General features: G+C 71.2%; 17 protein-coding genes. 4 read left to right on the top strand and 13 right to left on the bottom strand.

Annotated features, from left to right (window positions below):
* Nucleotides 1–139, top strand: a 139-nt coding sequence (locus ACZ592_RS39910; RefSeq protein WP_471586713.1) for a sigma factor-like helix-turn-helix DNA-binding protein, incomplete at its 5' end; no start/stop codon positions are given.
* Between the two features lie 91 nt (nucleotides 140–230).
* Here ACZ592_RS39910 and ACZ592_RS39915 read toward each other — a convergent pair.
* The 10 genes from ACZ592_RS39915 to ACZ592_RS39960 all read right to left on the bottom strand — a co-directional run bounded on the left by ACZ592_RS39915 (nucleotide 231) and on the right by ACZ592_RS39960 (nucleotide 10,512).
* The gene (locus ACZ592_RS39915; protein WP_471586682.1) at nucleotides 231–911 is read right to left on the bottom strand and encodes a class I SAM-dependent methyltransferase; all 681 of its coding nucleotides are present in this window, start codon (nucleotides 909–911) and stop codon (nucleotides 231–233) included.
* A 163-nt stretch (nucleotides 912–1,074) separates the two neighbouring features.
* The gene (locus ACZ592_RS39920) at nucleotides 1,075–1,572 is read right to left on the bottom strand and encodes a peptidylprolyl isomerase (protein WP_471586683.1); all 498 of its coding nucleotides are present in this window, start codon (nucleotides 1,570–1,572) and stop codon (nucleotides 1,075–1,077) included.
* 169 nt (nucleotides 1,573–1,741) lie between these two features.
* Nucleotides 1,742–2,176, bottom strand: a complete 435-nt coding sequence (locus tag ACZ592_RS39925; protein WP_471586684.1) for a hypothetical protein — start codon at nucleotides 2,174–2,176, stop codon at nucleotides 1,742–1,744.
* 153 nt (nucleotides 2,177–2,329) lie between these two features.
* Nucleotides 2,330–3,313, bottom strand: coding sequence for an ArsR/SmtB family transcription factor (locus ACZ592_RS39930; protein WP_471586685.1), 984 nt, complete (start codon nucleotides 3,311–3,313; stop codon nucleotides 2,330–2,332).
* A 111-nt stretch (nucleotides 3,314–3,424) separates the two neighbouring features.
* On the bottom strand, nucleotides 3,425–4,441 hold the full coding sequence (locus ACZ592_RS39935) for a mechanosensitive ion channel family protein (RefSeq protein ID WP_471586686.1): 1,017 nt from the start codon (nucleotides 4,439–4,441) through the stop codon (nucleotides 3,425–3,427).
* A 278-nt stretch (nucleotides 4,442–4,719) separates the two neighbouring features.
* Complete coding sequence (locus ACZ592_RS39940; protein WP_471586714.1) at nucleotides 4,720–5,886, bottom strand: alanine--tRNA ligase-related protein; 1,167 nt, start codon at nucleotides 5,884–5,886, stop codon at nucleotides 4,720–4,722.
* Between the two features lie 307 nt (nucleotides 5,887–6,193).
* Nucleotides 6,194–6,796, bottom strand: coding sequence for an HPP family protein (locus tag ACZ592_RS39945; RefSeq protein WP_471586687.1), 603 nt, complete (start codon nucleotides 6,794–6,796; stop codon nucleotides 6,194–6,196).
* 295 nt (nucleotides 6,797–7,091) lie between these two features.
* Nucleotides 7,092–9,140, bottom strand: a complete 2,049-nt coding sequence (locus ACZ592_RS39950; protein ID WP_471586688.1) for an ATP-binding protein — start codon at nucleotides 9,138–9,140, stop codon at nucleotides 7,092–7,094.
* Nucleotides 9,141–9,308: 168 nt separating this feature from the next.
* Nucleotides 9,309–9,962 (bottom strand): DNA alkylation repair protein, encoded by a 654-nt coding sequence (locus ACZ592_RS39955; protein WP_471586715.1) that lies wholly within the window; start codon nucleotides 9,960–9,962, stop codon nucleotides 9,309–9,311.
* A 121-nt stretch (nucleotides 9,963–10,083) separates the two neighbouring features.
* Nucleotides 10,084–10,512 (bottom strand): hypothetical protein, encoded by a 429-nt coding sequence (locus ACZ592_RS39960; protein ID WP_471586689.1) that lies wholly within the window; start codon nucleotides 10,510–10,512, stop codon nucleotides 10,084–10,086.
* A 172-nt stretch (nucleotides 10,513–10,684) separates the two neighbouring features.
* Here ACZ592_RS39960 and ACZ592_RS39965 point away from each other — a divergent pair, with 172 nt between their 5' ends.
* The gene (locus tag ACZ592_RS39965) at nucleotides 10,685–11,071 is read left to right on the top strand and encodes a PRC-barrel domain-containing protein (protein ID WP_471586690.1); all 387 of its coding nucleotides are present in this window, start codon (nucleotides 10,685–10,687) and stop codon (nucleotides 11,069–11,071) included.
* A 124-nt stretch (nucleotides 11,072–11,195) separates the two neighbouring features.
* On the opposite strand, the gene ACZ592_RS39970 is transcribed toward ACZ592_RS39965, so the two are convergent.
* Genes ACZ592_RS39970 through ACZ592_RS39980 form a run of 3 tightly spaced genes read right to left on the bottom strand, consistent with a single transcriptional unit; the run spans nucleotide 11,196 to nucleotide 16,598 of the window.
* Nucleotides 11,196–12,737, bottom strand: a complete 1,542-nt coding sequence (locus ACZ592_RS39970; RefSeq protein WP_471586691.1) for a class I adenylate-forming enzyme family protein — start codon at nucleotides 12,735–12,737, stop codon at nucleotides 11,196–11,198.
* Nucleotides 12,721–14,706 (bottom strand): ABC transporter ATP-binding protein, encoded by a 1,986-nt coding sequence (locus ACZ592_RS39975; RefSeq protein ID WP_471586692.1) that lies wholly within the window; start codon nucleotides 14,704–14,706, stop codon nucleotides 12,721–12,723. Before ACZ592_RS39975 ends, ACZ592_RS39970 begins: the two co-directional genes overlap by 17 nt.
* Nucleotides 14,706–16,598: an ABC transporter ATP-binding protein gene (locus ACZ592_RS39980; RefSeq protein WP_471586693.1), complete on the bottom strand. Its 1,893-nt coding sequence runs from the start codon at nucleotides 16,596–16,598 to the stop codon at nucleotides 14,706–14,708. Before ACZ592_RS39980 ends, ACZ592_RS39975 begins: the two co-directional genes overlap by 1 nt.
* Nucleotides 16,599–17,378: 780 nt before the next feature.
* Here ACZ592_RS39980 and ACZ592_RS39985 point away from each other — a divergent pair.
* Together ACZ592_RS39985 and ACZ592_RS39990 are read left to right on the top strand one after the other, a co-directional pair.
* Complete coding sequence (locus ACZ592_RS39985; protein ID WP_471586694.1) at nucleotides 17,379–18,056, top strand: helix-turn-helix transcriptional regulator; 678 nt, start codon at nucleotides 17,379–17,381, stop codon at nucleotides 18,054–18,056.
* 446 nt (nucleotides 18,057–18,502) lie between these two features.
* The gene (locus ACZ592_RS39990) at nucleotides 18,503–19,939 is read left to right on the top strand and encodes a condensation domain-containing protein (RefSeq protein WP_471586695.1); all 1,437 of its coding nucleotides are present in this window, start codon (nucleotides 18,503–18,505) and stop codon (nucleotides 19,937–19,939) included.
* Nucleotides 19,940–20,166 lie beyond the last annotated feature (227 nt).

The raw sequence follows: 20,166 nt of genomic DNA on the forward strand, positions 1-20,166 counted from the left end.
TCTGATCCACATGCGTTTCGTCGAGGAGCGCACCCAGAGCGACATCGCCGCCGAACTCGGCTACTCCCAGATGCACGTCTCCCGCCTGATCAGCAGGGTCATCGCCAAGCTGCGCACCGGCCTGACGCCTGTGGAGTAGTCCGCACGACATCCGTGCCCGCCTGGAGAGTTCCGCGCCGGTTCGCGGCGCGGAACTCTGCCGCGTCCGGGGCCGCGCTTTGCGCGGCCCCTCAGCGCAAGCGACGCGCGCGCAGCACCACGTCGTCGGTGTGGTGCGCGCCGGCACCGCCGTCCGGTGCCACCCGTGGCCGCTGCTCGTCGACCTCGACCTTCCAGTCGTCGTCGAGCAACTCGGCGACCATCGAGGGCCAGACGTAGACGGCGGGGTCGAAGCCGCTCTCGTGCGTCTCATGGGTGTCCACGCCCGCGTGGTGCACGATCAGCAGGACGCCGCCGGGCGCGACGGCCGCGAGCAGGGCTCGCTCGGCCGCGGCGTCGGGGGTGCGCGGCAGAGCGGGGTACTGCGCGGAGACAAGGTCGAAGGAGGCCGGCGGGAGAGCTGCCTCCGTCAGGCCGGCATGCACCCAGCGAACGGTGACGCCGGCGTCCCGTGCGTGGCCGGCCGCCCGCTCCAGCGCCACGCCCGAGACCTCGAGGGCGGTCACGTCCCAGCCGCCGCGCGCGAGCCAGACGGCGTCCGCGCCCTCGCCGCAGCCGACGTCGAGCACCGTGCCGGGAGGGAGGGCCGCGGTCTCGGCCACGAGTGCGCCGTTGGGCCGACCGCTCCACAGCTGCTGCCGGTCGGAGTAGCGGCTGTCCCACTCCGCGCGCACCGCGGGGTCGCCGGCGTATCCGGCGGCGGGCGGGGGAGTGTCGGACGCGGGCGGGTCTGCCGTGATGTGGTCGCTCATGTGCCCACGGTCACCGATCGCGTCTCGGCAGGCCATTTCTTTTGCCGGACCGGCAAAACGACATGCCAGGGGACGCGGGAAGTCCGGTGGGCAGGGGTGGACGGGCGGCGGGGCGGAGCCGAAACAGGTCGTGTCGAGGCGGCCCCGCCACCCGGGGGAGGTGTTACTCGCCCACGGTGCCCGAGGCGGCGATCACGATCTTCGACTTCGTGGCGCCGGAGCGCGAGCCCAGGGACTCGATCTTCGTGACCAGGTCCTGGCCCTCGACGACCTCGCCGAAGACGACGTGCTTGCCGTCCAGCCACGGCGTGAGCACCGTGGTGACGAAGAACTGCGAGCCGTTGCTGTCGGGGCCGGCGTTGGCCATCGACAGAAGGAACGGCTTGTCGTGCTTGAGCTTGAAGTTCTCGTCGGGGAACTTGGCGCCGTAGATGCTCTTGCCACCCGTGCCGTCGCCACGGGTGAAGTCGCCGCCCTGGAGCATGAAGTCCGGGATGACGCGGTGGAAGCCCGAGCCCTCGTATCCGAATCCGTGCTGGCCGGTGGCCAGCTCACGGAAGTTCTGCGTCGTCTTGGGGACGACGTCGTCGTGCAGCTTGAAGACGATCCGGCCGGCGGCGTCGCCGTCGATGGTGATGTCGAAATAGACGTTGGAAGACATAAGGGGATCCTGTCATGGCCCCGGCCTTCCACCTGCATTCACCCCCCGGTCGCGCCACCGGTTGAAGAGCAAATGTCGGGATTGCTCATCGTTTCGGCGAAGCACTGCGGCGGCCCGGACGACCAGCCGGAGTGGTTCCCGGGAGGCCGTCCGGCGCGGACTCGGTCCGTCAGCAGGGGCGGATGTAGTAGGCCTTCGACCAATCGCCCCAGCCCTTCTTGTTGTCCGGCGGCGTCGACCACAGTTCCCTCTTGTTCTGGTCGTACACCTTGGCGGTCGCGCCGTCCTGGTTGTTGATGAAGGCTCCGATGCCTTCCCAGTTGTACAGCTTGTAGAGCCCGCACTTCCAGAACACGTGGATCTTCCAGCTGCTCTTGGTCGGGTCCCACGTCTCGGTGCAGTAGCGCCCCGGCCGGCACGAGCTGAGCCCGGCGGTCGTGTGGTACGTGTCCTCCGCTTTGGGAGAGACGGTAGGGGCCTCCTGCGCAGCCACCGTGCTGCCCCGGGCGCCGGCATCGGCGGCCTGGGCCTGTGTGGTTGCCAGGGCTCCCGTCAGGGTTGCCAGGACAGCGGCTGTCACGAGTGCGGAATGCTTGATCCCCATGTGTGCGAACTCCTCGATGACGCTCGGCGTGATGCGTACCTCTCACGAACAGCTTGTGCGGCCGGGAATCGGAACACACGCGGATTTGGCTCCAGCCAAAACGGAGGCACTGCCTGCTGCGCGCAGGCTCGGAGAGCGAGAGGAGAGATGACGTCAACAGCCGTCAAGGAGCCGTCGCCCCAAAGGAGTTGCGGTGTGCAGTGTGTGTCTGCCGTCGCGTCGGGACATGACGAGGCCACCCTCCCGCAGTACGGCCAGTTGCTGACTCACGCTCGGCAGGGACATCCCTGTCGAGCAGGCGAGTTCGGAGGTGGTGGGGCAGGTGGGCGAGGCGGCCTCGCTCAGGAGGGCGGCGCGCGTGGAACCGAGGAGACGGACCAGCGACGCCGAGGAGGCGGTCGGCGGAGCCAGCGCCTTGTCCACCGGGTAGACGAGCACAGGACGCAGCCGGCCGTCCGCGAGGGCGATGGGGCGCCGCCAGCAGAAGTACGAGGGAATCAGCAGCAGACCCCGGCCTTGCAGGTGAAGGTCGCGCTCGACCGGATAGTCGACCCTCAGCACGGGCGAGTCCCACACCGCCATCGGCCGCAGGCTGTCGAGCAGGGCCCGTGTCCCTCCGTGCGTCAGGGCGCGGGTGCGCAGGGCCACGTCCGCGGCCACGGTCGCGCCGATGCGATTCCCCAGAGGGGCGATGAACCGGTGATGATAGGTGCGCAGGTTCTTGCCGAGCGCGGTCAGCGCATCGACGTCACCGCGTGCCAGCTCCGCACCCGCCCACGGCCGTCCGCCGCCTGCCGACAGCAGGCTCAGTTCGTGGCGCAGGCGGCGTCGTGGTGTGGCGAGGACCTGGTCGATGCCCGCTCGGAAGGGATCCGGAGCGTCCTCGACCGGCGGGGTGAGGAAGTCGGGGAAGTAGGCGGCGCGCGGCACGAGACTGGCCAGCGCGGACGTCGTGCCGCGGGCCGGTCCGCCCCGCCGGATCAGCCCGCTCGCCGTACGCCGCCATGGGCCGAAAGCGATGGCGCCTTCTCGCGTCTGTAATCGGCACAGGCTGCAGACGATCTCCCACAGCGGGTCCGGACGGCGGGCAAGGCGCACGTTCTCCAGGTCACTGCCGGTGAAGTGGATGCGCAGCATGGCTTTCCCCCGTAGGCCATTGACGCTCAACGAAGACCTTCGTCAGACGTCATGCCCCGGGCAAGGCGCATCTCGGCCACTCCCGGGGGCGGGAAGCCGGGCACCCAGGGATCAGCGCGGCGTACGCGGCACCGCCCCCTCCGGGACCGGTCCCGTGTCCGGCTCGCCGTCCGTGCGCAGCCAGACCGTGCGCTGCGGGTAGGGGACCTCGATCCCCGCAGCGTCGAGGGCCTCCTTCGTACGGCGGCGCAGTTCGCGGGTCACGCTCCACTGCTGGAGGGGGATGGTCTTGACCGCGATGCGGACCACCATGCCGTCCGCGTCGAGGGACTGGACTCCCCAGACCGACGGGTCCTCGAGGAAGACGCCCTTGAACTTGGGGTCCTGGCGCATCTCGTGACCGGTGCGCTCCAGGACGTCGTACACGGCGTCCAGGTTCGATTCGTACGCGACGGAGACGTCCAGGACGGCGCGCGCCCACTCCTGGCTGTCGTTGCGGACCCGCAGGATCTCGCCGTTGCGGATGTGCCACAGGCCACCGTTGAGGTCGCGGACCTGGGTGAGACGCAGGCCGACGTGCTCGACCTCGCCGACAGCCTCTCCGAGGTCGACGGAGTCGCCGACGCCGTACTGGTCCTCCAGCATGATCAACATGCCGGCCAGGTAGTCGGCCACGAGACTCTGGGCGCCGAAGCCGATGGCCAGGCCGACCACGCCGGCACTGGCGAGGAGCGGGCCGAGTGCGATGCCGACCTGGTCGAGGATCATCCCCGTGGTGACGACGGCGATCACGATGGTGACGATGCTGCTGAGCACCGAGCCAATGGTGCGGGCGCGCTGCTGACGCCTCTCGTTCGCCCGTGCGCGATCACGGTGCAGTACGGCCGGACCACGGCTGGTGCGGCGCGGTGCGCTCTCCTCCTCGCCCGGCTCCAGGATGCGCTGCACGACACGGGTGATGGCCTTCTTGGCGATCGCCCGGAAGATCATGGCCCCGATGACGATGACCGCGATGCGCAGCGGGATGCCGACGAGGGTGCCGAGGTGGTCGCGCCAGACCTCGGAGGACGCAGCTGTCGGGCTGTCCAGGCCGAGCGCGGGGGATGTCGTGGGGTCGATGGTTGCCAAGGGTCGAGCACTCCGTTTCGTGGGTCTGCTGATCAAGGGGACCCCGAACGCCTATCCCGTCGGCACGGACTCAACGCGAGGTCGGTGTGTGAGATACGTGATGACGGTGCGGAACGGGAGTGCGTGGCTGCACGGAGTGAGCAGCCCGGGGCGAGTTCCGGCAGGCCGCAATGGTGTGCGGTGACGTGGTGGTCTGCCTCCCGCCGGGCAGGGGGGCGGCGGGGGAGCGGGCCCACCCCTCCTTACGGCAGGTGGGCCCGCCCCCGACGCCCCTCCCGTCACTCCTGTCGAAGGCTCATCACGAGCTCCCGCGGCAGGCCGTGCGTGTCGTGGAGGTAGTGCAGGTGCTCCTCGTCCAGTGGGCCCCGGAACCGGGGCTGGGCCAGCACCCGGCGGCCTCGCTCGAGGAGCTGACGGAAGCGCTGCTCCTCGTCGAGCAGGATTCCCCGTACGCCGACGGGGTCCATGTCCTGGCGGAAGTGGTCGAGCGTGTGCAGGATCAGGTCGCCCGGCAGGTCGCCGAGGCCGCGCGTGGCATCTTCGCGCCACAGGACGGTGAGCAGGCGCCGCATCAGCCGGCGCAGCACGTAGCCCCGGCCGGTGTTGCCGGGGCGCACACCATCACCGATCACCACCACGGCCGAGCGCAGGTGATCACTGACGAGCCGCAGAGACGGCTCGTCCAGCCGCCACAGTCCCGGCACGAGCCGGCGCCAAGGGCCGAAGACATCGCTCTCGAACACCGAGGACTTTCCCTGCAGGCGGGAGACCAGGCGTTCCAGACCCATTCCGGTGTCGACATTGCGCTGGGGGAGCGGGACGAGCGAACCGTCGTCGAGCCTGCGGTAGCGCATCGTCACGTGGTTCCAGATCTCCACCCAGCGGTCGTCGAGCGTGGGCGTCGACCGCGGCGGTGTGTCGCCGGTCCACAGGAAGATCTCGGAGTCGGGTCCGCACGGGCCGGTCGGCCCGTTGGACCACCAGTTGTCCTCGACGGTCAGCTCCACCGGCACGCCGAGTTCCTGCCACACCTGCTGGGAGGCGGTGTCCGGGCCGGTGCGGTCGTCGCCGCCGAAGACCGTGGCGTGCATGATCCGAGGATCGATGCCCAGGCCCTCGGTGAGCAGTTCGTATCCCCAGCGCAGGCTCTGCGGCCCCTCGTAGTCGCCGAGCGACCAGCTGCCGAGCATCTCGAAGACGGTCAGGTGGGTGGGGTCGCCGACCTCTTCCAGGTCGGTGGTGCGCAGGCAGCGCTGCACGTTGACGAGCCGGTTGCCCAGCGGATGCGGGCGCCCTTCCAGGTACGGGGTGAGGGGGTGCATGCCCGAGGTGGTGAACAGGACGGAGTCGCCGGCGGGCGGCAGCAGCGTCGAACCGGTGATCCGCCGATGCCCGCGCTCCTCGAAGTACTCGACGAACGTGCGCACGACGCGGTCAGTGTCCATGAAGCCCGGGGTCGGCCGGTCGGTGTTCATGGTGTGGCTCCTTCGCGGGAAGCGGGGAGGCACCGGACAACGGGTCCGCACGAACTGTGGATCGCGACACGAGGTCACGCGTCATCGGCGGGCCGTTTCCGGTCGCCGATGGGAAGAGGGAATACGTCAGGCGGCGGCAACCGGCGAGCTGGTCGCTCGCGCGGTTGCGGTGAGGCGTAGGCCGATGACGTTCATAGAAAGGACGATAACGCGCTCGGTCCGCCCGGGGCCACGTGATTTACGCGCCACGACCTGTTCGGTGCGCTGCGCCCATCGCTCACCACCAATAGGCGGGATAGCGCGGTACGCGGGGGCGGGCGCACGAGGCGGCCCAGCCCGCGAGGACGAGCAGAGCGGTGGAACCCACCAGGAGGGGGACGAAGGTCGTCGGCCGTGGCGTGTTCAGGACGATGACCACGGCGGTCGCGCACGCGGGGGAGTGCGGGGTACGAGCCACCGTCATCGCAGCCAGGCTGATCCCCGCGGCGAGGGCCGCCGCCCAGGGCGAGCTGCCCGCGGCGGCGACGACCGCATACCCGATGGCCGCACACAACAGGTGGCCCGCGATCACACTGCGCGGCTGCGCCAGGGGCAGCCCGGGGGCGCCGTGGATGATCGCCGCGGACGCGGCCAGCGGGGGTATCAGCACCGGTTCGTGGATGACGGAACCTATGGCCACCAGGACCAGCAGTACGGCTGTCGCCGCGCTGACGTTGTGCAGGGCGGTGCCCGGTGACGGCGGGGCGGGCGCGCGGCCGATGAGGCGGGTGCGTATGCGGGTGCGGGCGCGCGAGAGCGGTTCCGCCACGGCTTCGTCGGCGCTCGATTCGTCCGGCGCGCTGGAGGCGCTGGACGCGCTCGATGTGCTCAGGGTGCTCAAGGCAGTGGTGTTCCGGGGCAGGGCCGACGGGAGACCCCGGACGGCGGGGACAGCAGGGCAGGAGTCGGCCCGACTTCCCTCGCGGTCGGCAGGGAACGTGGGCACCGGCGGCGGTCCGGGGGGTCGGGATATCCGCGTACTCGCCCCGGATTCTACGAGGCGCTGTCTCGTCGCCGCAGGTCAGGGTCCTGTTGATCACTGTGCCGGCCTGGCCGAGCACAGCCGGCAGTACACACGGCCGGGGCCCGCACAGCCCTCGGGGTACACACAGCCCGGGCACGCATCGCCCGCCGCATCACGTGCCGCCCAGCAATCGCCCCGCCACCGCCAGGTCCAGCACCGAGCGCGGATCCTCCTGAGTGCCCCGTTGGAACGCGCGCTCGAAGGCTCCGTCGCCCACGGCGGCGCGCGCAGTGCGCCAGCAGGCCTCGCGCACGTCCCGCAGTTCGGGCATGCCGCGCTGGCTGTGCCCGACGGAGAGCCAGTACGTCTGACCGATCCCGGACACCAGCGCGGCCGTCTCCCCCTGTCCGTCGGCCGCCGCCGCTGCCGCCAGCAGGTCCATGCCCAGCGCGATGCCGAAGCTGTCCCCCAGCATGCGTTTGCCCTCGAGCATGGCCCGGGCGTGCTCGGCAGCCAGGGCCGGATCCCCCTGGGCCAGGGCGATCAGAGCGAGCTGATAGTCGGTGTACGAGCGCGCCCACCACTCGCCCTGCGCGGCACAGCCCGCCCGCAGCGCGGTCGCCTCTCGCGCCGCCTCCGCCAGGCGACCGAGCCCGGTGAGCGCGAACACCCGCACCAAATGGCAGCGCAGCACGGACGGCGAGGTCAGTGCGGGCTCGGTCATCCGCCGCAGGGCCCGGCCGACGTCGTCGTGGGCCTTGCCCGGCTCACCGTTCATCAGGTGGGTGATGCCGAGCAGGTAGGCGGCCGACAGCCGCCCTTCAGAGCTTCCGGTGTACGCCGCGTCCCGCGCGCACCGCCTCCCGATCGCCGCCGCCTTGGCGTGCTCGCCCTGCAGCAGAGCGGCCACGCCCAGCGCCCACTGCGCCTTCTCGCGGGCGGCACCGTGGTGTGTGGCCAACGGCAGCACCTGTTCCAAGTACGCCCGCGCCTCGCGCAGGTGGCCGCAGCAGCTCCAGAAGAAGCCGAGCAGTCCCGCGAGGTCCACCGCGCGCTGGCGCCGGGTTTCGATCAGGTGCTCCAGCGCGGCGCACAGGTCGGCGTGTGCCATGTCGATCCGCCGGTACCAGGAGACCTGCTCCGGCCCGAGCCAGCCCGCGTCGGCGCAACGGGCGAGGTCCAGGAAGTGGTCGGCGTGCCGGTCGGCGACCTCCCCCCGGGCGCCGAGCTCGTCCAGCCACATGCGCCCGTACTCCCGCACCGGCGCGTGCAGGCGGTAGCGGCCGTCCACGTCCTGGACCACCACGGACTTGGCCGTCAGGTCCGCGAGGACGGCGCTGACGGTCTCGGGCGCCAGCGGCCCGCCCGCGCAGACACCGCGGGCGTCGGCCCCGTCGAAGGTGCCCGGGAAGACGGAAAGCCGTGCCCAGAGCAACCGCTCCAGGGGAGCACACAGTTCGTGACTCCAGCCGATGGCCGTACGCAGCGAACGGTGGCGGCGGGGCCAGATCGGCGCCGACGCCGTCAGGCCCGCGCGGTGCGAGCGCAGCCGGTCCAGGAGTTCGCCCAGGGGATGGTGCATCAGCTGCGCCGAGGCCAGTTCCAGGGCGAGCGGGACGCCGTCGAGCAGTCGGCAGATCTCTTGGGCGTCCTGTTCCTGCTGGGGGTGCCTGCCGCGCAGGGCCGGGGCCACGGCCACGGCGCGTTCCAGGAAGAGAGCGAGCCCGTCGCCGTCGTACGGCAGCGGAGGCACCGCCACCAATGCCTCGCCTGCGACCCCCAGCCGCTGCCTGCTGGTGGCCAGGACGGTCAGCCGTGGGCAGGCCGTCAGCAGATCGGCGACGAGGTTGCGGCAGGGAGTGACCAGGTGTTCGCAGGAGTCCAGGACGAGCAACAGGTGCTGGTCGGCCAGCCAGGCGCACAGCGCGTCGAACGGTCCGCCCGGAGTGTGGTCGGCGAACCCCACGGCATCCGCGACGGACCCGATCAGCAGTCGTTCGTCGGGCAACGCACCGAGATCGGTCCAGCAGACCTTCCCCAGAGCCGCGCCCCGGGACTGCGGCAGGGACCGCAGCGTGTGCGCGGCGAGCCGCGTCTTGCCCACCCCGCCGATCCCGGTGAGGGTCGTCAACCGTCCGGCGGCGAGGGAGGAGACCAGCTCGTCCTGCTCGGCCGCGCGCCCCACGAAACGGTCTGCGTTCTCCGGAACATTGCCTAACATCTGGATAGTTTCGCTCAGTTGACGACCGTTCGGTGCCCGATACCCGGACAGTGTGCGCCAGGTTGACGTTCACCGACGGTCTGTCGCCCGGTCACGTAGGCACTCGGTCAGGCGTGGCTGTAGTGGTCCGCCGCCGACCGCGCCCCGGTCCTTTCCCGCCGCAGCATGTCAAGCCCCGGGCCGGCCGTCCTGTCGGCTAACCATCTCGGTGATCCACGTGGGCGCGAAAGGAGACGTGCAGCCGGGCGGCGTCGGATAGTCCTTGAGTACCTCCAGGCGCTCACCGATGTCGATGGCACGGGCGCGGTACTCCGCGTGATCGATCCCGATCCGGGCCAGACAGTGGTTCATCGCCCACTGGAGCCGAGCCGGGGCGTCCCGCATCTCCGCCTCGACGACATCGAGCAGTGCCGCGAGGCCGAGGCCCGCGGGCCTCTTCGCCACACGCTCGGTGGTCAGCGCCCAGCCGGCGCTCGCGACCAACGGATCAGGGTCGGCGGACCAGGCCACGCGCAGCTCTTCGGCGTGTGGGTTCTTCCGCACCACGTGGTTCACGAGCCAGTCGTGCACCTTGGGCGTACGGGCCTGACGCAGCATGCCGTCCAGCTCGTCACGCCCGAACGCCTTCGGGCGGCATACCAGGGTCGCGAGGAGTCGTGCCGCGCTGTCACCGGTCTCCCAGAGCCCGTGGGCGCGTTCCTGCTGCGTCTTGAGCCGCTTCGCCAGCGCGCGCAGCCTGCCGAGGTTCACACCGTGATCGTCACCGTGTTTCTCGTTCACCGCGCGCGCCTTCGGATCCTCCAGCCCGGCCAATTCGGCCATCACCTCGGCCACCGTCGTTCCGTCCGGCGTCGGGGCGCTCGCCCCGGCCGTCGTACGCACCACCCCCACCTGCCCTCGAACAGGATGATGTCGCAGGGCCTGCCAACCGGGAGGGCGCGCATCATGATGATGTCGCCGGTGGGCGGCACCCCGGTGGTGCGGACGTACCCGGCGGCCGGATCGGAATCGTCGTGGGCGAGCCGTCGACGTAGAGACAGGCGGGGCTGCGCGGCGGTCGTTCGTGGGTGGGCCGGGACGGATCGTGCTCGAACAAAGCGGAGAGCACGCCGCGTCCCGTGGCAGGAACGGTGAGGTCGTGGGCGTCGGCGAGGCCGGCCACTTCGGCGGGACCGACGGAACGGTACTCCGTCCGTCCGCCGCGTTCCTCGAACAGCTCCAGCCAGGCGGACAGCCTCACGCGCTGGTCCACCGAGCGCACCTGGTCGCCGAACAGCGCCGTGAACCGGCGCACCGACGGCTCGGCCGGTTCCTCGGGCCCTGCCCCCGGCCGCACCGATATCGGCCCTGTTCCCACGAGCGGTGCTGCCACGGGGGGGTGGGGCGCGGGCGACCTCGAAGAGGTACCTCGCAGAGCGGGCAAGGGCGCGAATTGGGTGTTTGCGGGCGGACTCCTCGGACATTCGGGGGGTGTCGCCGGGAAGGACGCACGGTGCAGCCCTGCACCGCCTGACCGGAGCCACCAGCTCACGGAGGTAAGCAGCATGACCGAGAACATCTGGAACTACCCGACCTCGGCAGGACACACGCCCAACACCGACCTGACGGGTTACAAGGTCGAGGCGACGGACGGGAACATCGGCAAGGTCGACAAGCACTCGTACGACGTCGGCTCGCAGTACATCGTCGTCGACACCGGCGTGTGGATCTTCGGCAAGGAGGTTCTGCTGCCGGCGGGGACCATCACGGGAATCGACCACGAGGCGAAGACCATCCGGGTGGCGCGGACCAAGGAACAGATCAAGGACGCGCCGGAGTTCGACAAGAACAAGCACCTGGGCGACCCCGCCTATCACGACCAGGTCGGTACGCACTACACCTCCCACCACCCTCCGGGCACCGGTCCGACCGGTCCTGGCGGCAGGATCTGACCAGGGGCCGATAGGTTCCGGGGAGAAGCACCGCGGATCGGCGCGGGGCCGGGTCCGTCCCAGACGACCCGGCCCCGCTCGCTGTCCGCGCACCGCCGAGGAAGCGGCCGTCCGCGCTACGCGGTCATGGGCCCGCCGGTGGCGCGGCCGCAGTGGCCACCGCGGCGCGGCTGATCTTGCCCATGGAGCTCCTCGGCAGCGCGGCGACGAAGTCGACCGCGGCGGGGACCTGGTGCGGCAGGAGGCGGGCCCGGCAGTGCGACGTCAGTTCCGTCGCGGGCAGCGGGGTCCGTGCGACGACGGTGGCCCTTACGCGCTCGCCGGTGTCGTCGGCCGTCTCGCCCCACACCACGGCCTCGGCGACCGACGGGTGGGCGAGCAGGACCTGTTCCACCTCTACGGGGTTCACCTTCTTGCCACCCACGTTGATGAAGGAGTCCTTGCGGCCGACCAGGTGCAGGTGACCCTCGGGGCCGAGGCGGGCCAGGTCGCCGGTCCGGTACCAGCCCTCGACCAGGACCCGTCGGGTGACCTCGGGGTGCCCGAGGTACTCCGTGAACATCGCGGGTGTCCGTACCAGCAGTGTTCCCTCCGCGCCGGGTGGCACCTCCTGCCCCCGCTCGTCGAGGACGCGCACTTGTACGCCGGGCATGGGGCGGCCCACCCCGAAGTCCGGCCCGGCGCCGTCGCCGGGGCGTCGCGCGGCGATGACTCCGGTCTCCGTGCAGCCGTAGACCTGCTGGATGTCCAGCCCGAGCCGAGCCCGGGCGCGCTCTGCCACGGACGCCGGCAGCGCGGCACCCGATGAGAGGCACAGTCGCAGGGCGTCCGGCGGACGCGGGGGAGCCGAGCCCGCCGCGCGCGTCGCCAGGTCGTACGCCATGGGGGCGGCGACGAGCACCGTGCAGGCGTGCCGCTCCAGTGCCCGCAAGAGCCGTGCGGGGGTGAAGCGGCCGAGGAGGACGAGCTGCGCGCCGGCGCGCAGCGCGGTGACCAGTCCCGCGACCATGCCGAAGGAGTGCAGCAACGGGACGGCGGCCAGAACGCGGTCGTGCTCGGTGATGCCGTAGGCGCGTGCGTAGATGTCGCCGCCGTTGACGAGGTTGCGCTGCGAGTGGACGGCGGCCTTGGGCTCCCCGGTCGAGCCGGAGGTGTACTGGTAGAGGAACGGGGCTTCGGGCGAGGGTGTTCCCGGCGGCTCTGGGAGGACGGGCCGGGGGCCGGGTGCTTCGGCCGGCTCGGACACGGGTACGTAGGCGCAGTCCGGCCGCCCGTGTTCCCCGGAGCCGCGCAGCGTGTCCAGCCTCGCCGCGTCCCCCACGACGGCCAAGGAGCCCAAAGTCGCCCGGAGGGACGCCAGTTGGGATGAGGTGGTGCCCGGTTCGAGGGGGACCACGCGCAGACCCAGGCGCGCGGCGGAGAGGAAGGCGACGACGCAGTCCGGGGTGTTCTCCAGGAGCAGCCCCGTCGCCCCGCGCTCCGGGAGGCCGAGGGCGCTGAACCGGCGCGCGGTGGCGTGCACTCTCGTCCGCAGTTCGTCGTACGTGATGACCTCGTCGTCGCAGCGTACGGCGATGGCGTCGGGGCGGGCCCGGGCGGTGCCGTCGAGCAGCTCCCCGAGCGTGGTGGCGGGGCGGCGCGCCCCCGTGTCAGACGCGGTGGCCATCGGCAAAGCTCTCCTTTCCGTCCGAGGCAGGTCCGTCAGAGGCAGCTCCCTGTGGGGCGGCTCCCTGCGGGGCGGTTCCGTTCGTGGCAGGCCCGTCGGCCGGCGCCCCCGCACGGGTGTACGACACGCTCGTGCCGCTCCGTACGTCCGGCCCGCTCGGGGCGCCCTGCCCGTCCGCGGGGTCCTCGTCGGGCTGCTGATGCCGGAAGTAGCGGTCGTACAGGCGACGGTAGGTGCCGTCGCGGGCCAGCAGCGTCGGGTGGTCGCCCTCCTCGACGATCCGGCCGCCGTCGACGACGACGATCGTGTCCGCCTTGCGGACGGTGGGCAGACGATGGGCGACGACGAGGGTCGTGCGGTCTGCCGAGAGCGCCTCCAGACCCTCCTGGATCTGCGCCTCCGTCAGGGGGTCGATACTGGCCGTGGCCTCGTCGAGGATCAGTACCGGGGCGTCCTGGAGGAAGACCCGGGCGAGGGCGACGATCTGCCGCTGGCCGGTGGAGAGGTTGCGTCCGCCGTCGTCGGTGGGCGTGTCCAGGCCCTGCGAGAGCTGCGCCAGCCAGTCACCGCCCGCCACCGCGCGCGCCGCGGCCTCGACTTCGTCCCGCCCGGCTCCCGGGCGGCCACGGGCGATGTTGTCCGCCACCGTCCCGGAGAAGAGGAACGGAGTCTGCGTGACCACGCCGAGGCAGCGCCGGTACTGGTCGAGGTCCAAGGAGCGCACGTCGAGCCCGTCCACCTCGATGCTGCCCCGCTGGAACTCGTAGGCGCGCATGATCAGCCGTACCACGCTGGACTTGCCGGCCCCGGTGTGGCCCACGAGCGCCACGGTGCGGCCCGCCGGAACGGTGAGGCTCACGCCGTCGAGCACGGGACGCTCGGCGTCGTAACCGAAGTGGACGTCACGCAGGGCGATCTCGCCGCGCAGGCGCGGCACCGGGATCCGGTCGCGCTGACGCACCGTCGGCTCGCGGTCGACGAGCGCGAAGACCCGTTCCCCGGCGGCCAGGCCCTGCTGGAGCTGGCTCCAGAACGAGGCGATGCTGGTGAGCGGCGACCAGAACAGCGCCAGCGCCTCCAGGAACAGCACCCACTCGCCGGCCGACACGGAGCCCGCGTCCACGCCGTGGCCGCCGACCAGGACCACGGCGACCGTGCCGAGTCCGGTGAGCGAGATCAGCAGCGGAAAGATGCCGCTGAACAAGCGGTTGAGGCGCACGCTGGCCAGGAACCACCGGCCGTTGACCTCGTCGAGCCCGGCCTGGGCGGACTCCTGGTGGCTGTGGTTGCGGGCGACGGCAATGCCGCGCAGCGTCTCCTGGACGTATCCGTTGACCTCGGCCAGCGTCTGCTGCTGGCGCAGCGAGGCGCTGCGCGCCGCTCGCCGGAAGGCGAGGCTGACGGCGACGATGACCGCGGCCACCAGAGCCGTCACCAGGGCCAGCGGCACATTGATCACGAAGAGGGCGGTCAGCAGGATCGCGATCATCAGGACCTGACCGAGCAGACTGAGCACCAGGCTGATCAGCGTCGCGAACGCCTGGGTGTCGTTGGTGACGCGGCTGACCACCACACCGGTGGGATGGGCGTCGTGGAACGCCATGTCCTGGCGCATCGCGGAGGCGAACGCCCGCTCCCTCAGCCCGAGCACGACGTCGCCGGCCAGCCGTCCGCTCACCCGCTCCTGGCACAGGGTGAGCAGCCAGGCGGTGATGCCCGCGACGAGAATGGCCGTGATCAGCAGCGGCAACCGGCTGTCGTCGTCGTTCGCCAGGGCCGAGTCGACGGTCTGGGCGAGCAGCAGGGGCACGGCACTGCCCGCCGTCGCGGCGACGATGACGGCCGTGGTCACAAAGGCGACGGCCCGGCCCTTGCCGCGGAAGTACGGGGTGATACGTCGGGTCAGTTCACGGTCGCTGTACCGGCGGTCGTACGCGTCCGGCTCGATGCCCTCCAGCAGATGGGCCATCAGTGGTTCTCCTCCTTGGCGCCCGCGGGGTCCGGCTCGGCGCCCGCGGTGTCCGGGGCGGCGAGGGCCGGCACGTCCAGATAGGGCGCGAAGATCCGGCGGTAGAGAGAACAGTCCCGCAGGAGCTGTTCGTGGCTGCCCTGGCCGACCAGCCGACCGGCGTCCAGGACGAGGATGTGGTCGGCCGCCCGGATCCGGGACAGCCTGGGGGTGACCAGGAACGTGGTGCGGCCGTCCGCGGCCTGCCGCATCGCGCGCTGCACCTCGTACTCGGTGGCACTGTCGACGGCGCTGGTCGCGTCGTCCACCGCGAGGATCCGGGGGTCTGCGACCAACGCGCGGGCGATGGCGAGGCGTTGGCGCTGCCCGCCGGAGAGGGTGACCCCGCGTTCGCCGATGACGGTGTCGTAGCCGTCCTCGGTCGCCGTGATGAAGTCGTGCGCCTGCGCGACGCGGGCCGCGGCCTCGATGCGGGCCCGGTCGGTGCCGTCGTCCGAGCCGAGGCTGAGATTCTCCGCGATCGAGCGGGAGAAGAGCACCACGTCCTGCTCGATGACCGCGATGCGTGAGCGCAGCGACGCGGTGTCCCAGGCGGTGGTGGCGACGCCGTCGATCAGGACGTGCCCCGCGTCCGGGGCGTAGGTGCGGTTCAGCAGGTGCAGCAGGGTGGACTTGCCGCTGCCCGTGGCGCCGACGACGGCCACGGTGGTGCCGGCGGGTACACGGAACGTCAGGTCGCGCAGCACCGGTCTGTCGGGGTCGTATCCGAAGGTGACGTGCTCCATGGCCACGTCCCCGGTGAGGGCGGCGGCGTGGCTGCCGCCCTGCTCGTCCTCGCCCTCGGGGTCGTCGACGACCTCCTTGATGCGCTGCGCGCCCGACATGCCCAGATAGATGAGTCCGAGGCTGAAGGACGCCAACTGGGTGGGGGCCCGGAGCGTCCCCATCAGGCCCAGTACGGCGACGAGTTCACCGATGCTCAGGGAACCCGCGTGCAGCAGGATCACGGAGTGCACCAGGGCGCCCACGGTGGCGAGGGTCAGCAGGAGCGGCGGGAGAGCCAGCGCCTGGGTGCGGATCTGCCGTACCGAGGCGTCCCGGTAGGCCCCGGCCAGTTCGGCGAACCGGCCGCGTTCCTGCTCGGCGCCGCCGGTCGAGCCGACCACCTCGATCCCGGCGACGCTCTCCGAGGCCTGGGCCGTCATGTCGCCGAAGCGCTCCCGGGTCAGGTCGGAGACGGGTTCGAGACGCCGCCCGTGCTCGGCGAGGGCCACGGCGAACAGCAGGACGAAGACGACGGGGGACAGCAGCAGCCGCGGATCCACCAGGGCGATGAAGACGATCGGCATCAGGATGTTCAGCGCGAGATCGACGGCGAGGTCGAATCCGGGCGACACCATCAGGTTCAGGGACTCGGCGTCGCCGGTGGCCCGGGCGGACAGGTCACCGACCCTGCGCCGGTTGAAGTAGCCCTGGCTCTTGCGGAGCAGGCCGGCGAAGACCTGGGCGCGCGCGTTGCGTTCCAGCCCGCTGGCGAAGGATTCCAGGCAGTACGTGGACATGATGCCACCCAGCGCCCGCACGACGACGAGCGCGAGGAGTCCGGCCACGACGGCGTGGAAGGTGCCGAAGTCGGGTGACCCGCCGTCCTGGTCGAGCACGGCGTCGAAGGCCAGACCGGTGACCAGGGGGATCGCCGCGTTGAGTGACTGCCAGGTCAGGCTGCCCACGAGGAACAGCGCGATGTACGGCTTGAAGGGACGCATCTGCGCGAGCAGCCAGCGTGGCACGCCGACCGGGGCGCCCGCCGCGGGACCAGGCTCCGGCTCGGGCGGGGGCAGGGTTTTCGGTCCTGCCGGGTCCTCCCGGTCAGGGATGGTCTCGGCGGTCATCGGCTCACCTTCTCCGTGTCGGGGGCCGTGGCGTCCGCGGGCCCGAGAGGACCGGAAAAGACAATCGACGCACGGTTTTAGGCCACGTTTCAACGAATTCATGGACGGGGGGTGCACAGGGATTTCCAGCCGTGCGTGAAATTCGACGTCGGCTGGAAGTCGGGTGACCTGTGGACCGGAAGAGGAGTGCCCCGGAATCGGTCATCGCCCGCGAGAGTTCGGGTGCGGGGCCGCCGGAGTATGGGTCGGATAAAGGATGCGCGCGCGGCCGGGGTGTGCATGCCAGTCACCTGGCGCGCGGTGCCGCGGAGTGTCCGGTGCGGTCATCCGCGGGTGCGACAGGGCGGTGATCGCCGCTGCTCAGGGAGGGGTTGAGGGGTATGGGTCAGGGCTCGGCAGCGTGTATTCCCCGGCGCGCAATCGGGCCCGATCCGTGCCGTGGCTAGGAAGCTACGCGTTTTCACGCGAAAACGAAAGTCTGCCCCGGGTCACATGAATACCTTGTCATTGAAAATTAAATCACGGGGTCGACGGGGGTGTGCCGCCCGCCTTTTGAGCCGCCCGGCCCGATCGGGCAGCGCCCAGTTGAATGGTTGAGGTTGCTGGAATGGTCTGGGTACTGTGATGGGCATCCAGAGCGATAGCGGATGTTCCATGAGCCGCTATTTCACGTTTGCCGTGGCGAGTTGGCCGGAGACTGCCGGGGGGCGGTGCGGGGTGACTTCACCTTCCCGCGCCGAACGAAGCCAAAGCGCGTGGCGACAGGAAAGAGGAGTGAGAGTGACCCAGACGCTGTGCCACCCCCCGTTCCAAGGAGAGCAGCTCGTGGTGACCACCCTGGTGCGCAACGGATTCCTGCAGCTGGGGCTGCGCGCCGTACTGTCGACCACCCCTTTGGTGAGGGAGGTCAGACACTGTGACGACTGGAGCGAAGTCGCGGACGCCTTGGGTGCCGAGGCGGTCGATGTTCTGTTCCTGCACGAGAAGGACTATCACCCCGGCCAGGGCGTGCTCGCCGAGGCCCTGCACGGCCGGCCGAAGGTGCTGCTCGTACTCAGCGGAACCGACGTTTCCGAGGAAATCCTCGCGGGCCCCTCGGTCCCCGATGGATTTCTGGTGGAGAGCGAGTTGACGGCCACCGCGGTCGAGGACGCGCTCCAGCGCATCGTGGCCGGGGAGGTGCCCATGCCCACCTCGGTCGCCCGGGCGCTGCTGCACCGCGCACGGGAGCCTGAACAGCAGCGCTGGCACCGCGCGGTCTCCCTGACCGGCCGCGAGAACGACGTACTGCCGATGCTCGCGGAAGGGCTGAGCAACAAGCAGATAGCCCGGCGCCTCGGCATCTCCAGCCACGGCGTCAAGCGCATCGTCGCCAGCCTGCTGCTCAAGCTCGGCGCGCCCAACCGGACGGCGGCGGTGGTCACCGCAATCCAGAACGGCCTGATCGCACCCGATTGACCAGGTGCCGCCGTTCACGGACCGCGACGCTCCTCCTGCCCGTCCGGTGCCCGGGTCGCCGCCTCCGCGGTGCTCGTCGCGCCGGGCGGGCGTGCGGGCCCGGCGCGGAAACCGGCACGTCATCTGACGCGGCGGTGCCGGATTTCCGTACGCCACGCGGTGGGCGGCGGCGGGAAGCGCGCATGACCCGATGTTCGTTCTGCCCGAGTGATGAGGGAAGCGTCCAGTGGGCGCCCGTTCGGCGTGCCCGAACGGGCAGCCTCCAAAGCGCGGGTGACGATCGCGCGAGCCCGGCGTTACGGTGAGTCCGCTCCGGGCCCCGAACCGGCCGCGGCCCACCGCGCGGCACCGCGCCGCCCCCGGGCGCCGGCGCACCGGCCCCGCAGGGCGACGCGCCATGCCCCACCTCCCCTCCCATGCCTCACCGTGCTGGAAAGGAGCGAGCCGTGGCGGAATGCGTCCGGCACCGTACCGCCTTCGAAGGACGAAGGGCCGCCACCGCGCCGGCCACCTGCGCGCAGCGGCACATCTGGAACCTGATGCAGCGTCAACAACCCGACGCCACCTTCTACGACGTGTGCTACCGGGTGGAGCTGCCCGGCCGCGGCACCGCAGCGGACCTCCTCGGCGTCTTCGCGGAGCTGCTCAGGCGCCACGAGTCGCTGCGCACCGGATTCCACCGGGACGCTGAGGGCACGCTGCTGCAACAGGTGGTGGACCGTGCCGAGTTCGAGACCGAAGTGTGGTCGCTCGTACCCGACGAAGAGCCCGACGGCGTGCTGCACTCCTGGCAGGAGCGTATGCGGCACACCCCCTTCGAGCCCGCGCGGGCCCCGCTGATCCGCTTCATGGCGATCGTCGTCGACGGCGCACCCGTGCGCGCCGCGTTCTGCGTGTCCCACCTCGCCGTGGACCTGACCTCAGTACGCCTGCTGGCCGACGAGATGGGCCGGCTGCTCGACGCCCGTGCGGCCGGGCGGCCCCTGCCGCCCCCGGCGCCGTCACGCCAGCCCGTCGAGCAGGCCCGGTGGGAGCGGACGCCACGCGGTCTGGCCCTGCAGGAGCGGGCCCACGCCTACTGGAGCCGCCAGCTGGCGAGCGCGCCCGCGACCTTGTTCCCGGCCCCCGACGACGGCCACCCGTCAACCGGCCCCGCTCACTACAGCGCGGTCATGGACTCCCGTGCGGTGGCCCTCGCGGTGCCGGTGCTGGCCCGGCGCTGGCGGGTGAGCACATCCGCCGTGCTGCTCACCGTCGTCGCCCGCCTCCTCGGCCGCCGGGCCGGGCTGCCGTCGTGTGCCCTGCGCCTGCTCACCGCCAACCGGTCGGACCCTGAACTGCACGGCACCGTCGCCAACCTGCACTCGGAGGTGATCGCGACGATCGGCCTGGAGGGTGACCGTATCGAGGAGGTCGCGCGCCGTGCCTTCGCCGCCTGCACCGCCGCGTACGCCAACGGACTCCATGACCCCGACCGAGTGGCGGACCTGATCGCCTCCGCGCACGGGCCCGAAGCACCCGTCGACCTCTCGTACTGCTTCAACGACGTCCGGGAGGACCAGACTCTGCCCGGCGCGGCGCAGGACCACGGCAGGGTGCCGGGCGCCGCCCTGCGGGCCGCGATGGTCGAAACCGTCGTCGCACCCGGCGAGTTCGAGGAGGCCGAGACCTTCTTCCTCGTGATCGACGACGAGGAGCCCGGCCGGCTCCGTCTGGTGCTCGACGCCGACCACCGGGCGCTCACCCCGTCCGAGGTGCGCGGCTTCCTGTACGACATCGAGCGCTCACTCGTCGACTACGCAGAGGATGCCGAGCCGGGGGAGTCGGCGGGGCGGGCGCGTGGGGCGGCTGCCGCGGACGGGGTCGAACTGCCTTTGGCCTGACCTGAGGGGTGACCGCGCACGAACGATCGCCGAGGAATCGGTCGGGCGCATGAGCGTCGCGCGAGGGGGCGGTCAGGTCTGCGAGCCTGAGACCGTCCGTCCCTCGGCGGAGCGCCAACCAGCCCTGCACGCGCCGGTGTTGTACAGCGCGGCCCGTGCCGCCCGCCTGTTGCGGGCATGCTGCCGGACCTTCCTTGCCATGGCGCTGCGCCATCGCTGCCCCGGCC

The organism is Streptomyces sp. NPDC040622 (assembly GCF_055593965.1).